This window comes from Citrobacter sp. Cm038, from assembly GCF_030333105.1.
Lineage (GTDB): Bacteria > Pseudomonadota > Gammaproteobacteria > Enterobacterales > Enterobacteriaceae > Citrobacter > Citrobacter murliniae.
In genome coordinates, this window is sequence record NZ_JAOWGO010000002.1 from 72,014 (window position 1) to 85,073 (window position 13,060).

Annotated in this window: 11 protein-coding genes; 6 read left to right on the forward strand and 5 right to left on the reverse strand. The window is 51.0% G+C overall.

Annotated elements, in window-relative coordinates:
• Nucleotides 1-57: 57 nt before the first annotated feature.
• Nucleotides 58-948: a LysR family transcriptional regulator gene (locus tag OGY01_RS00320; RefSeq protein WP_045438614.1), complete on the forward strand. Its 891-nt coding sequence runs from the start codon at nt 58-60 to the stop codon at nt 946-948.
• A 77-nt stretch (nt 949-1,025) separates the two neighbouring features.
• Here the strand turns inward: OGY01_RS00320 and OGY01_RS00325 are convergent, their stop codons facing one another.
• The 4 genes from OGY01_RS00325 to soxR form a co-directional block, all read right to left on the reverse strand.
• Nucleotides 1,026-1,517 (reverse strand): REP-associated tyrosine transposase, encoded by a 492-nt coding sequence (locus tag OGY01_RS00325; RefSeq protein ID WP_225760368.1) that lies wholly within the window; start codon nt 1,515-1,517, stop codon nt 1,026-1,028.
• A 229-nt stretch (nt 1,518-1,746) separates the two neighbouring features.
• The gene (locus tag OGY01_RS00330) at nt 1,747-3,393 is read right to left on the reverse strand and encodes a Na+/H+ antiporter (RefSeq protein WP_045438610.1); all 1,647 of its coding nucleotides are present in this window, start codon (nt 3,391-3,393) and stop codon (nt 1,747-1,749) included.
• Nucleotides 3,394-3,551: 158 nt separating this feature from the next.
• Nucleotides 3,552-4,901, reverse strand: coding sequence for a guanine/hypoxanthine transporter GhxP (gene ghxP / locus OGY01_RS00335; RefSeq protein WP_045438606.1), 1,350 nt, complete (start codon nt 4,899-4,901; stop codon nt 3,552-3,554).
• A gap of 628 nt (nt 4,902-5,529) precedes the next feature.
• Nucleotides 5,530-5,988: a redox-sensitive transcriptional activator SoxR gene (gene soxR, locus OGY01_RS00340; RefSeq protein ID WP_045438603.1), complete on the reverse strand. Its 459-nt coding sequence runs from the start codon at nt 5,986-5,988 to the stop codon at nt 5,530-5,532.
• An 86-nt stretch (nt 5,989-6,074) separates the two neighbouring features.
• Between soxR and soxS the strand changes: the two genes are divergently transcribed.
• Nucleotides 6,075-6,398, forward strand: coding sequence for a superoxide response transcriptional regulator SoxS (gene soxS / locus OGY01_RS00345; RefSeq protein WP_045438598.1), 324 nt, complete (start codon nt 6,075-6,077; stop codon nt 6,396-6,398).
• A gap of 2 nt (nt 6,399-6,400) precedes the next feature.
• On the opposite strand, the gene pdeC is transcribed toward soxS, so the two are convergent.
• Nucleotides 6,401-7,987: a cyclic di-3',5'-guanosine monophosphate phosphodiesterase PdeC gene (gene pdeC, locus OGY01_RS00350; protein WP_048222417.1), complete on the reverse strand. Its 1,587-nt coding sequence runs from the start codon at nt 7,985-7,987 to the stop codon at nt 6,401-6,403.
• A gap of 549 nt (nt 7,988-8,536) precedes the next feature.
• On the opposite strand from pdeC, the gene OGY01_RS00355 reads away from it, so the two are divergent.
• The 4 genes from OGY01_RS00355 (at nt 8,537) to fecA (ending at nt 12,852) form a co-directional block, all read left to right on the forward strand.
• Nucleotides 8,537-8,818 carry a YjcB family protein gene (locus OGY01_RS00355; protein ID WP_045438590.1) on the forward strand — a complete coding sequence of 94 codons (282 nt, stop codon included), beginning with the start codon at nt 8,537-8,539 and terminating at the stop codon, nt 8,816-8,818.
• 152 nt (nt 8,819-8,970) lie between these two features.
• Entirely contained in the window at nt 8,971-9,489 is a 519-nt protein-coding gene (gene fecI / locus OGY01_RS00360; RefSeq protein ID WP_045438588.1) for a ferric citrate uptake sigma factor FecI, read from the forward strand.
• On the forward strand, nt 9,486-10,442 hold the full coding sequence (fecR, locus tag OGY01_RS00365) for a ferric citrate uptake sigma factor regulator FecR (RefSeq protein WP_048222423.1): 957 nt from the start codon (nt 9,486-9,488) through the stop codon (nt 10,440-10,442). Before fecI ends, fecR begins: the two co-directional genes overlap by 4 nt.
• 94 nt (nt 10,443-10,536) lie before the next feature.
• Nucleotides 10,537-12,852, forward strand: a complete 2,316-nt coding sequence (gene fecA / locus OGY01_RS00370; RefSeq protein WP_286492208.1) for a TonB-dependent Fe(3+) dicitrate receptor FecA — start codon at nt 10,537-10,539, stop codon at nt 12,850-12,852.
• The last annotated feature ends 208 nt before the right edge of the window (nt 12,853-13,060 follow it).

Consider the following 13,060-nt stretch of genomic DNA (forward strand, 5'->3'; position numbering starts at 1 on the left):
TCCCCCCAGGACTGAAATGAATTAAACTCATTGCAGGCATAGTCTTAAGGAATAATCATGGATATCAGAACGCTACGATATTTTGTTGAGGTAGTACGTCAGCAGAGTTTCACCCGCGCAGCGGAGAAGCTCTTTGTCACCCAACCCACCATCAGCAAAATGTTGAAGAACCTTGAAGACGAGCTTAATTGCACGCTGTTAATTCGTGACGGACGTCGGCTGTTGTTGACCGACACCGGACAGGTGGTGTTTGAGCGTGGTCTGGCGATCCTGGCCGAATTTCGGCAACTCGAAGCAGAACTCAGCGACATTAACCATCTCAATAAAGGGATCCTGCGACTCGGGATTCCCCCGATGGTCGGCATGCTTATGGCGGGGCCAATCAGCCTGTTTCGCCAGCGCTATCCCGGCGTGGAACTGAAGGTATCTGAATTTGGCGGCTTAACCGTCCAGCAGGCAGTGATGAATGGCGATCTGGACGTGGCAATGACAGCGCTACCGGTCGAAGAAGAGAGCGGACTGGCAACCTTACCGCTTTTCAGCCACCCACTCTGCGTACTTGTGCCACGATCCGGCCAGTGGACAACCTGCGATTCCATTTCACCCGAAGCACTGGCTGAGCATCCGTTACTGATTTACAACGAAGATTTTGCTCTCAGCCGTCAGCTACTTGAACTGTTTAATCAGCACAACGTTAAGCCGCGAATCGCGGTGCGTAGCGGGCAGTGGGACTTTCTGGCGGCGATGGTGCAAGCCGGGGTCGGGATCGCTATTTTGCCAGAGCCGATCTGCCAGCGGCTGGATAAGCAGACGCTGCGCTGGATCCCGCTGGAAAGTAATTTACGCTGGCAGTTGGGCATGATTTGGCGTGAAGGCGTGTATCTGTCGCACAGCGCCCAGGCGTGGCTGAAATGTTGCGAAGGGTTTTGGTTAACGCAGGAGTCATAAATTGCCGGATGCGGCTTAACGCCTTATCCGGCCTACATCGGTATTGCCGGTTTGTAGGCCTGATAAGCGTAGCGCCATCAGGCACGTTCGCCCGCATTAAAATCCATTATTTCACCAGCCCAATTTTGTGGGTACAAACCATTCCTCACATCACGATGGAATGTTGAAAAAGGCCATGCCTGTACCTGCTTTACCCAACCGTGCTTCACCGGGTTAATGTAAATATAATCAACATGCTGGCGATAATCGTGCTCATCGCGGATGGTGTGCTCCCAAAAGCGAGATTGCCAGATATGTCGTGCAGACAATGAGCGAGTGAAATGCTTCTTAATTTCCCGCCAGCGGGAGGAAAAATCCGCATCATTGCCAGGTAACGTCCATATGCAATGCATATGCTCTGGTAATACGACCCACGCATTGATCTGAAATGGCCTAGCCTTTTTAACCGTAGCGATTGCACACCGAAGCGCGTGAATGTTGGCTGTCAGAAGATAGCTTCGACGGTCCTGCAAGTTCACCGTAAAAAACCAGGTGCCTCCATGGATGTAATTTCGTCGATAGTTGGACATGTTTCCCCCTTTCCTCAACCGTACGGAGAAAAGAGGGAATCGACAAGAAGGATGGATTCGTTCAGGAAAGCCGCTCGCAAATTACACGATGAATAATTTTTTTGCAGTCCTGGAAGCTGTGCGCCACCAGGCACAACCTTCGCCGGATGCGGCTTAACGCCTTATCCGGCCTACATCGGTATTGCCGATTCGTAGGCCGGATAAGCGTAGCGCCGTCAGGCACAACCGTTTATTGGTTCTCGATTAACAGCGCTTCCAGCAAATCCAGATCGTGCAGTAGCTTCTGCAACGTTTCATTGCTGATCTCACGCGTAGCACGCAGATGGTACAGCTCCGCCCGCTCTGAACGCAGTGCCGCCAGACGGAAGCGCCGTTCCAGGTTCTCTTCCTGCATGGAGCTTTCTACATCGTTTCGCCCATCGGCACGTCTACGCAAATTACCAATAACGCGGGAGCTCACCTCAGTCAGCAACTGATTATCAATATTCTCTTCGGTATCCGCAGCCAAACGCTCTTCCATTTTCTGGATGGCGACAATCGCCACTTCGGCCGTCGCCGCACGGGCAATGCGCTCTTCTTTCAGTTGCTGAGAGTGATCGGCCACTTCGAGATGTTGCAGCAGAATTGGCAGCATCACCACGCCAACAAACAGCGAGAACAGAATGACGCCAGCAGCAAGAAATACTAATTCATAACGCGCCGGGAAGCCGCTACCATCCGGCAGCAGTAACGGAATAGAGAGCACACCAGCCAGTGTGATTGCACCACGCACGCCGGCAAAGGACGCGATCAGGATTTCACGCGTCGTCCAGGAGCCAAACTCCATCGGTTTCTTCTTCAGGAAGCGCATGCTGAATTTTTTCATCGTCCACAGCCAGCCAAAACGCACCAGCATCAGCGCGACATAAATCAGGACGATATCAGTAAACAACATCCAGGTTTCGACGTTTGGATCGGCTTCTGCCGCCACCAGCGACGATTCCAGGATTCCTGGCAACTGCAGCCCTAACAGCAGGAATACCATGCCGTTAAAGACGAACTCCAGCATTGCCCAGGTGCTGTTAGCACGTAAACGCATCGCCAGAGGCGCGCGCCGCATTACGCCAGAACGGGTAATCGTCATCCCGGCAGCGACCGCGGCAAGGATCCCGGATACGCCAATGTGTTCAGCAATCAGGTAAGAAGCAAACGGCAGCAGGAACAGCAGGACGATTTGCGTTGCTGGCTCATCACCGCCCCAGCGGCTGAGAAAACGCAGGGAGCGGCCGTACAACCAACTGACAACAAAACCGGCCAGGATACCGCCAATCGCTACCTTGAAGAACTCAACCGTCGCACCGCCGACGGTAAACACCATCGTACCCATCGCCACGGCGACGGCAAATTTCAGCGATACCAGGCCAGAAGCGTCGTTCATTAACGCTTCACCCTGCAGGATACCCATGATTTTCTTCGGTATACGCCCTTCACCGACAATGCCGGAAAGCGCGACGGCATCGGTTGGCGACAACACGGCAGCCAGTGCGAAAGCGGGGATCAGCGGAATCCCCGGCACCAGCCAGTAAATCATAAAACCAATCCCGATAACCGTGACCAGAACGAGCGCCAGAGCCAGGCCGAAGATCTCCCGACCGTGCTCGAGAAACTCACGCGTTGGCGTTTTCCAGCCGTCGGCAAACAGCAAAGGAGGGATGAACAGAACCAGAAACAGTTCGGGGTCGAACTCCACATGCAAACCAAACGTCGGCCATGCCAGCGAGGCGCCAATGGCGATCTGCATGAGAGGTAAAGGGACCTGAAAGGGCAATACGCGAGTTAATACCCCCGACAACGAGACCACAAGGGTCATGATAAGTATGGTGAAGAAGATTTCCATGCGTTCCCTGTTTGCGATGTTTCTTATGATATGTGACGAGAAGCGTCGTGCCTCAATTCTATCTACTTCAGAGTAACGCAAAAGACAACGAGATGTGTTCTGAAAATAAAAACGGGCGGCAAAAGCCACCCGTTTTCAGGATCATCAGCGTATCAGGATCAGATAGCCCAACCGCCTGCGTAGAAGACTACCAGCGCTACAGCAATCACCACGGTCCCAATGTTAAGCTTGCGCCATTCACCAGAAACGATACGACCAATAACCAGCGTGGCAAAGCCAATCATAATGCCGGTAACGATGTTACAGGTCAGCACGATGAACACGGCTGTCACCAGACCCGCCATCGCATCAACAAAGTCAGTGAAGTCGATTTTCGCCACATTGCTCAGCATCAACAGACCGACGTACATCAGTGCTGGAGCCGTTGCATAAGCAGGAACAAGATAAGAGAGCGGAGAGAGGAACAGGATCAGCAGGAATAAAACGCCGACGGTGATCGCCGTCAGACCAGTTTTACCGCCAGCCGCCGTACCTGCTGCGGATTCAATGTACACCGCCGCCGGTGCTGCGCCCACCAAACCGGAGAACACGCTGCTCAGGGAGTCGGTGGTTAACGCTTTGCCACCATCAATAATCTGCCCGTCTTTGTCCAGCAGATTCGCCTGCCCGGCCACGGCACGGATAGTACCCGTCGCATCGAAGACTGCAGTCATCACCAGCGCCAGCACGCTCGGCAGGACGACAGGGTTCAGTGCGCCCATAATATCCAGGCTACCAATCAGCGAATTACCTTCAGCATCGCTCAGAGAAGGCATAGCGAAAATACCGGAAAAGTGTACGGTGGGGTCGAAAATCAGGCCGACCACGGAAATACCAATAATGGTCAGTAAAATGCCGCCTGGTACTTTCAGTTTTTCAAGGCCAATAATCACCGCCAGACCAATCAGCGACATAATGACCGGGAAGGTATCGAAGTCACCCAGGGCAACCGGCAGACCATCCAGCGGATTCTTAATGACCAGACCAACACCGTTTGCCGCAATCAGCAGCAGGAACAGGCCGATACCAATACCGGTGCCGTGCGCAACACCTTGTGGCAGGTTGCGCAGGATCCAGCTACGAATACCGGTTGCAGAAATGATGGTAAACAGGACCCCCATCAGGAACACCGCACCCAGCGCGACAGGCACGCTGATATGCTGTCCCAGAACCAGGCTGAATGCAGTAAATGCCGTTAACGAAATGGCGCAACCAATAGCCAGCGGTAGGTTTGCCCACAGGCCCATCACAATCGAACCAACCCCTGCCACCAGACAGGTTGCCACAAATACAGCAGCAGGCGGGAACCCGGCTTTACCCAGCATTCCTGGAACCACGATAACAGAGTAGACCATCGCCAGGAACGTCGTTAATCCGGCAACGACTTCCTGACGGACGGTACTGCCACGGTGTGAAATTTTAAACCAGGCGTCGAGTGAACCGCCGGTACGCGCTGAAGGCGTAGACATAGAAAACATCCCCTGAGAGTTTATTTTTTCGTCCCTATGCGTGATGGACAATCCACTGCCTGCTAAACGTTTTCTCCATGTGCCAGGTTTGCGTCAATAGGGGTGTCGCAAAAAAGCAAACGTTTAGCTCCGCGCATAAAAAGACGGGTGGTAAAAAAAAGCAAACGATTATCCAGCGATCATACGACGGTTTTCAACTGAACTTTGCCAGTTTTTACTCATTTCTTCTTATAACGTACAAGAAATAGACAGTCGATGCGCAAACGTTATCGTCAATGCGCAATCTGGCAACAAATTTCGCTGAGTTGTCGCAACAATCGTTTTGTTTTGGACGCAAAGTTACGCAGAAAAATTGGTGGAGTTGTGGGAAATTTTTAGGCGAAAAAACCGTCAATACACTGGCAAATACCCTGAGCTGGCTTACAATTAACTTATCAACACAAGCCGGAACCTCCCCTAATGTGCTCGACTGAGGGGTGTTGATGTCGGGGGAAACCCTCCCGTGAACCAGCGGGATAGAGTGAAAGACAAAGACCGGAACCAAACTAAAGCGCCCTCTGTGGCGCTTTAGTTTTATCCCCGTCATACTTCATGTTGTTTAGGGGATATGCCCATCGAATATTTCACATCAATCATCTTCCAGCAATCGCGCCCCTGTCCCCTGCTCACCAAGCTGATCGCCTGGGTTACGCAACGGACAATCGCTGCGCGACAAACAACCACAACCAATGCAGCCGTCCAGCTCATCTCGTAACGCCACCAGGGTATGAATGCGTCGATCCAGTTCCTCACGCCATTGCGACGAGAGTTGCTTCCACTCTTTCGCACTAAGCGAGTGCCCTTCTGGCAAGACACCGAACGCGTCGCCAATCGTCGCCAGCGGAATACCTATGCGCTGAGCAATCTTGATAATCGCGACATAGCGCAGCACATCACGTTTATATCGACGCTGATTGCCGCTATTGCGCATGCTACTGATTAAGCCTTTGCTTTCATAGAAATGCAAAGTTGATACCGCCACACCGCTACGTTTTGCGACTTCGCCAGGCGTTAGCAGAGCTTTTATGCGGGGTAATTTCTTTTCCATAAATCGCTTTACCTCAAGTTAACTTGAGGAATTATACTCGCCCACAGACAAAACGACGAATCGAACACTGAGCAAGAGGCAACTATATGTCCCATCAGCAAATTATTCAGACCCTTATTGAATGGATTGATGAACATATCGACCAACCGCTGAATATTGAGGTGGTCGCGAAAAAATCAGGCTATTCGAAGTGGTATTTACAGCGGATGTTCCGCACGGTGATGCGTCAGACGCTGGGCGACTATATCCGTCAGCGTCGACTTCTGCTGGCCGCTGTCGAGTTGCGTAACACCGAGCGGCCTATTTTTGATATCGCGATGGATCTGGGTTATGTATCGCAACAAACGTTCTCACGCGTGTTCCGCCGCGAGTTTGATCGTACTCCCAGCGACTACCGTCATCGCCTGTAAGATTATTGCCCGCTTTGCGACAGTATGGCGGGCGATCGCTGGAGCCAGTGCATGAATTCCTGTGGCGGCAACGCCTTCGCGAAGTACCATCCCTGACAGTACTGTACGCCGCGCTCCAGCAGCCACTTGATCTGCTCCGACGTTTCCACACCTTCTGCAATAGTTTTCAGATGTAAACTTTGCGCCATCTCGATGATATGTTCCGCAATCAGGTGGCTGGTGCTATTGGTGGCTAGCGTACTGATAAAAGATTTATCGATCTTCAGAATATCAACATTCAATGAAGACAGGTTATGCAGGTTGGAATACCCCGTACCAAAATCATCAAACGCGACTTCATAACCCGCCTGACGAAATGCCTGGATGACCGGGGTCATTTTATGCACATCAATAAATCCGCGTTCAGTCACCTCAACTTTAATCTGCTGCGCTTGCACCGAATACTCGCGTGTTTTATCGGCAATTAAGGCAATCAGTCGGGATGAATGAAAATCAGAAGCGGAAAGGTTTATTGAGATATAAAGCTGAGGGTGCGCCGATAAAAAATAGCCCAGATCGTTGAACACTTCTTCCACCACGTAATCCGTGATCTTCTCTATCATTCCCTCTTTTTCTGCCAGCGGAATAAATTCTGTCGGACTCATTACTTCACCTTTTCCGCCAGGCCAGCGCAGCAAAGCTTCGGCCCCGACGCATTTACCATTTTTGATATCAATGATTGGCTGGTAATGAAGACAAAGCTGACGTTTTTTGATCGCGCGTTTTAACAGGCGGCGGGGAGAGTAGTATTGCTGACGCGTACGCCACCACATTAACAGTATCAGAATGCTGCTAATTGCCCCGAAGGGAAGTGTTAACGCAGCTTCATGATAGAAATTTTGAATTACGCGATCGCCTGTCGTCGACACAATAATCGCAATTGGCCGCTTTTCAGAACGAACGATGGTATAGAAGCGATTACCTTGCTGGAACGTAGAGGCTGCGCCGCGCACCAACGGCAATAATTGCGCAACGTTTACCCCTTCACTTGCAGAGAAGAAGGAATCCGTAACCGTATCATATACTCCCCAGGCCAGACCTGGATCGTCTGACATTACCTCGCTGTAAGATAATGGATTGATAACGACAACGTAGTTTCCCCTTTGCATATACGTCATTCTGTAGCCGGAAAAAAAAGGCGTATCGCGATAGTAATAGATGGAGATGTCCGGTGTACGCTTATAGTCAGCGGTCGGCATAATATACGAGGCAGGGGGTACTAACGATGTAGAGCACAAAAAACGATCAGCCTGCGCATAAATTAGCTCACTGATATATAAGCGACCGCGAATAATATTCAGCATGCTTTTCTGATGTTCAGGGGTACACATCTTCCCTTGATACAGTTGGGCCATATCGCGAGCTAAATCAGCCTGCTGGATCACCAGTTCCGTTTTATTTAACACCAGTTGAGCAAAAGAGCGGAGTTGATTGCGGGTTTCGGACATTGCCCTCAAGTGAGCAAACCATAACGCCAGTACCACGGGGAGCATTACCACCATGAACGTTCCGAGGAGCCTCAGCGTCTTGCGTCGCGCACTGTGAGTCATGTCAGCCCTATTTCCCTGTATCGTATATGCCAGTACCCATCAAGGCAGGATGCTATAAACACCAGCTAGCTAAGTTGCATGAATCTATCAGTATTAGCAACAGACTTCTCTATGTAAAAGTCTGATATTAGTTGATGATGATATTATTTTTCCGTAAGCCAAACTTAGAGTTTAGCTTATTCAGGAACAACATTATCCAGAAGTCGTAATGTTTTATGGGCGTAATACTGGCTGCATAAAAAAAACACATTAAAAAATTTAAAGATTAATTTAGGATAAAGATAACAGGCAGTATGAATGCATCTTATATTGTGAATACTTTATTATCTGTTCGCTCTCAATATAACCACAACTTTAGCATGGCTATAAGCCGACAAAAATAGCGTTCAACACTGGTGAACAAACGAGCATATGTGATATAGTTCACAAAAATCATGTAACAGAAACAACGTTTCATTCATGTAAATGCCCGTCGATAGCCAGAGAGCCACACCCCCTGTGAATCCCCCCGCGCTGTCCTGGGCATCAGATTTTCTGAGGACATTTTTCATGGCAACAATAACAACTGGCGTGGTTCTTCTGCGGTGGCAACTGCTCAGCGCGGTGCTCATGTTTTTAGCCAGTATGCTCAATATTCGGTTTCGTAAATCAGATTATATTGGCCTGGCTGTCATCAGCAGCGGTTTAGGGGTTGTTTTTGCCTGCTGGTTTGCGACCGGATTACTTGGTATCACTCTGGTGGATGTCTCTGCTATCTGGAAGAACATCGAATCTGTAATGGTGGAAGTAATGAGCCATACACCGCCTGACTGGCCGATGGTACTGACCTGACCCCAATGAGCCTCCTGCATGGAGGCTTTTTATTACCCACAAAATCAGTCAATTATTCTCTCTCTTGTACAAATTCCTCCGCCAACATTGAAATGATAACCATTCTCATATTAACATGCCGCCGTGATGATTAACTGTTGAAACTATCGGCCATGTCTAATCCTGCTCAGTGCGCCCCTCTCTCGTTTGAATCGTTGTACCGTGCGCATCACGGTTGGTTAACCCACTGGCTGACGCGAAAATTACAATCAGCATTCGATGCCGATGATGTCGCTCAGGATACTTTTCTACGTGTTATCAATGGTGAGTCACTCGCCGCCATTCGCGATCCAAAATCATTTTTATGCACCATCGCTAAGCGGGTAATGATCGACCTGTTCCGCCGTAATGCACTGGAAAGAGCGTATCTGGAGATGCTCGCACAGTTACCCGAAGCGCTGGCACCTTCTGCAGAAGAAAAGCAGTCTCATCTTGAAACGTTACAACTTGTTGACCAGATGCTGGACGGACTGAGCACCAAAGCCAGATATGCCTTCCTGCTTTCTCAACTCGATGGTCTTACTTATAGCGATATCGCGCAGCGACTGAGCGTATCGGTAAGCTCGGTGAAAAAGTACGTCGCTAAAGCCACTGAGCACTGCCTGCTGTTCCGTCTGGAGCACGACCTGTGAAAACAACACTTACCGATTCCCGTCGCCAGGCATTACGTTCAGCCTCTCACTGGTACGCTGTACTGACCGGTGAACGTGTCAGCCCTCAGCAGGAAGCCCGCTGGCAACAATGGTATGAACAGGACAGAGATCACCAGTGGGCATGGCAGCAGGTTGAAAATCTGCGTTGCCAGATGAACAGCGTACCAGGAAACCTTGCCAGTCGGACGTTGAATGATACCCGCCTGACTCGTCGCCATGTACTGAAAGGCTTGCTGATCCTCGCCTGTGCAGGAAGCGGCTGGTCGCTCTGGCACTCAGAAACAGGGGAAGGGTTACGCGCGGATTACCGGACCGCGAAAGGGCAAATCCAGCGACAAAAACTGCAAGATGGCACTCTACTTTCACTGAATACCGACAGCGCAGTAAACGTAAAATTTGACGATCAGCAACGCCTGGTACGCCTGTGGTACGGTGAAATTGCAATTACCACCGGGAAAGATGATCTACAGCGCCCCTTCCGTGTACAGACGCGTCAGGGGCAACTCACCGCACTGGGTACAGAATTTACTGTTACCCAACTGAGCGATGAAACGCACCTTAGCGTCCATCAGCATGCGGTTGAAGTGCGTCTTGCCAGCGAGCCCCACCAAATACGGGTGATCCAGCAGGGTGAAATGCTGGTTTTCAGCGCATCACAATTTGGTCATGTACAGCCGCTTAATAACGAATCAGCGAGTTGGACGCAAGGCGTGCTCAGCTTCAGCGACAAACCACTGGAAGACGTTATTACCACCCTCTCTCGCTATCGCCCCGGCATTCTGCGCTGCGATCCTGCCATCGCCGGATTACGTCTGACAGGAACTTTTCCATTAGAAAATACTGATGCAGTGCTGAATGCGATAGCCAAAACACTCCCCGTTAAAATTCAGTTTGTTACCCGCTATTGGGTCACTCTCAGCCCCATCAGTTAAACGATAACGAAAAAAATTATCATTTCCATTGTCCCTTTTCCTCTGGTCGTTCGACTTCATTAATGAAAATACAAAATAATATGATGGAGACGTGATGGCCTTTCATAACACAGCATCTCTGGGGATGTGGATTCGTTTAAGCCTGCTCCCGCTCGCCGGGCTGGCTTCGCTCCCTGCAATCGCGACACAATTTAATATTGCCGCAGGAGATTTAGACAAAGCGCTGAACCAGTACGCTACGCGCAGCGGTATTATTCTGTCGGTTGATGCCTCGCTGACGCGCGGCAAACACAGCGATGGTCTGCAAGGGGACTTTAATCTCGACGAGGGTCTGCATGCGCTATTAAAAGGCAGTGGCCTGCAGGAGAAATCGCTCGGAGATAACACCTGGACGCTGGAACCCGCCCCCGTTGCGACTGAAGACTCATTGACTGTGGTCGGCGACTGGCTGGGCGATGCCCGTGAAAACGACGTCTTTGAACATGCCGGAGCACGTGACGTTATCCGCCGCGATGATTTTATCAAAACCGGTGCAACGACAATGCGCGAAGCGCTTAACCGTATTCCTGGCGTCAACGCCCCAGAAAATAACGGTACCGGCAGCCACGACCTGGCAATGAACTTCGGCATTCGCGGCCTCAACCCACGCCTGGCAAGCCGTTCAACGGTGCTTATGGACGGCATCCCCGTTCCGTTTGCCCCCTACGGTCAACCACAACTCTCGCTAGCACCGGTCTCTCTGGGCAATATGGATGCCATTGATGTGGTTCGCGGCGGCGGCGCGGTGCGCTATGGACTGCAAAGTGTCGGCGGCGTAGTGAACTTCGTCACCCGCGCGATCCCACAAGACTTCGGTATTGAAGCCGGGACGGAGGGGCAACTAAGTCCAACCTCATCACAAAATAATCCGAAAGAAACGCACAATCTGATGATTGGCGGCACGGCAGATAACGGCTTCGGCTCCGCTCTGCTCTATTCCGGCACCCGTGGTAGTGACTGGCGTGAACACAGCGCCACCCGTATCGACGATATTTTGCTAAAAAGCAAATATTCGCCGAACGAAGTCCACTCATTCAATAGTCTTTTGCAATACTACGATGGTGAAGCCGACATGCCTGGTGGACTGTCTCGCGCCGACTATGACGCCGACCGCTGGCAATCCACCCGTCCATATGATCGCTTCTGGGGCCGCAGAAAACTGGCCAGCCTCGGGTACCAGTTCCAGCCGGACAGCCAACATAAATTCAATATCCAGGGCTTTTATACACAAACCCTGCGTAGCGGTTTTCTGGATCAGGGAAAAAACCTCACGCTTTCGCCACGTTACTACTGGGTTCGCGGCATTGAACCACGCTACAGTCAGAGTTTTATGATCGGCTCTTCCGCGCATGAAGTTGGTGTAGGTTATCGCTACGTCAACGAATCAACGCATGAGATGCGCTATTTCAGCGCAGCAGCGAGCGGGCAGTTACCTTCAACATCCAGCCCACACGATCGTGATACCCGCTCCGGTACTGAAGCGCATGCCTGGTATCTGGATGACAGAATTGATATCGGCAACTGGACCATTACGCCAGGTATGCGTTTTGAGCATATCGAGTCGTATCAGAACAACAACATCAAAAAAACACATCAGGAAGTGAGCTATAACGCTCCGCTTCCGGCATTGAACGTTCTCTATCATCTTACAGACAGCTGGAATCTCTATGCCAACACAGAAGGCTCATTCGGCACCGTACAGTACAGCCAAATTGGCAAGGCTGTGGAAAGCGGCAACGTGGAACCGGAAAAAGCGCGAACCTGGGAGCTCGGAACCCGATACGACGGCGGAGCGTTAACGGCGGAAATGGGGTTGTTCCTGATTAACTTTAATAATCAGTACGACTCTAACCAAACCAATGACACCGTTACCGCACGCGGCAAAACGCGCCATACCGGCCTGGAAACTCAGGCTCGTTACGATCTCGGCAGCCTGACGCCCACGTTCGATAACGTATCCATCTATGCAAACTACGCCTATGTAAACGCCGAAATTCGTGAAAAAGGCGATACCTACGGCAACCAGGTTCCTTTCTCGCCGAAACATAAAGGCACGCTCGGTGTGGATTACAAGCCGGGTAGCTGGACCTTCAACCTGAACAGCGATTTCCAGTCCAGCCAGTTTGCAGATAATGCAAACACTGAGAAAGAGAGCGCAGACGGCAGCACCGGACGGATCCCCGGCTATATGCTGTGGGGAGCTCGCGTGGCGTATGACTTCGGCCCACAGATGGCAGACCTGAATCTGGCATTCGGTGTGAAGAACATTTTCGACCATGAGTACTACACCCGCTCGTATGACGATAACAACAAAGGTATCTACACCGGACAGCCCCGCACGCTGTACCTGCAAGGCTCGCTGAAGTTCTGATAAGGGTTCTTTTTCCGAGAGCGACGTATACCCCAAATAATTCGAGTTGCTTGTAGGCGGCAACAGAGCGAAGCCCCTGGAGCTTACACAAGTAAGTGACTGGGGTGAGTAAGGGCAGCCAACACCCAAGCAGCTTGAAGAATGACGGGTATAAACACTTATCTGGCCTGCAGGTACACCAATGCAGGCCAGAAAACACCGCGCTATC

What these genes read in the sequence shown, in the direction of transcription:
- OGY01_RS00320 (WP_045438614.1), top strand. Translation starts at nt 58, where the DNA reads ATGGATATCAGAACGCTACGATATTTTGTTGAGGTAGTACGTCAGCAG.
- ghxP (WP_045438606.1), bottom strand. Translation starts at nt 4,901, where the DNA reads ATGTCTACGCCTTCAGCGCGTACCGGCGGTTCACTCGACGCCTGGTTT.
- soxS (WP_045438598.1), top strand. Translation starts at nt 6,075, where the DNA reads ATGTCCCATCAGCAAATTATTCAGACCCTTATTGAATGGATTGATGAA.
- fecA (WP_286492208.1), top strand. Translation starts at nt 10,537, where the DNA reads ATGGCCTTTCATAACACAGCATCTCTGGGGATGTGGATTCGTTTAAGC.
- OGY01_RS00330 (WP_045438610.1), bottom strand. Translation starts at nt 3,393, where the DNA reads ATGGAAATCTTCTTCACCATACTTATCATGACCCTTGTGGTCTCGTTG.
- pdeC (WP_048222417.1), bottom strand. Translation starts at nt 7,987, where the DNA reads ATGACTCACAGTGCGCGACGCAAGACGCTGAGGCTCCTCGGAACGTTC.
- fecI (WP_045438588.1), top strand. Translation starts at nt 8,971, where the DNA reads ATGTCTAATCCTGCTCAGTGCGCCCCTCTCTCGTTTGAATCGTTGTAC.
- soxR (WP_045438603.1), bottom strand. Translation starts at nt 5,988, where the DNA reads ATGGAAAAGAAATTACCCCGCATAAAAGCTCTGCTAACGCCTGGCGAA.
- OGY01_RS00355 (WP_045438590.1), top strand. Translation starts at nt 8,537, where the DNA reads ATGGCAACAATAACAACTGGCGTGGTTCTTCTGCGGTGGCAACTGCTC.
- OGY01_RS00325 (WP_225760368.1), bottom strand. Translation starts at nt 1,517, where the DNA reads ATGTCCAACTATCGACGAAATTACATCCATGGAGGCACCTGGTTTTTT.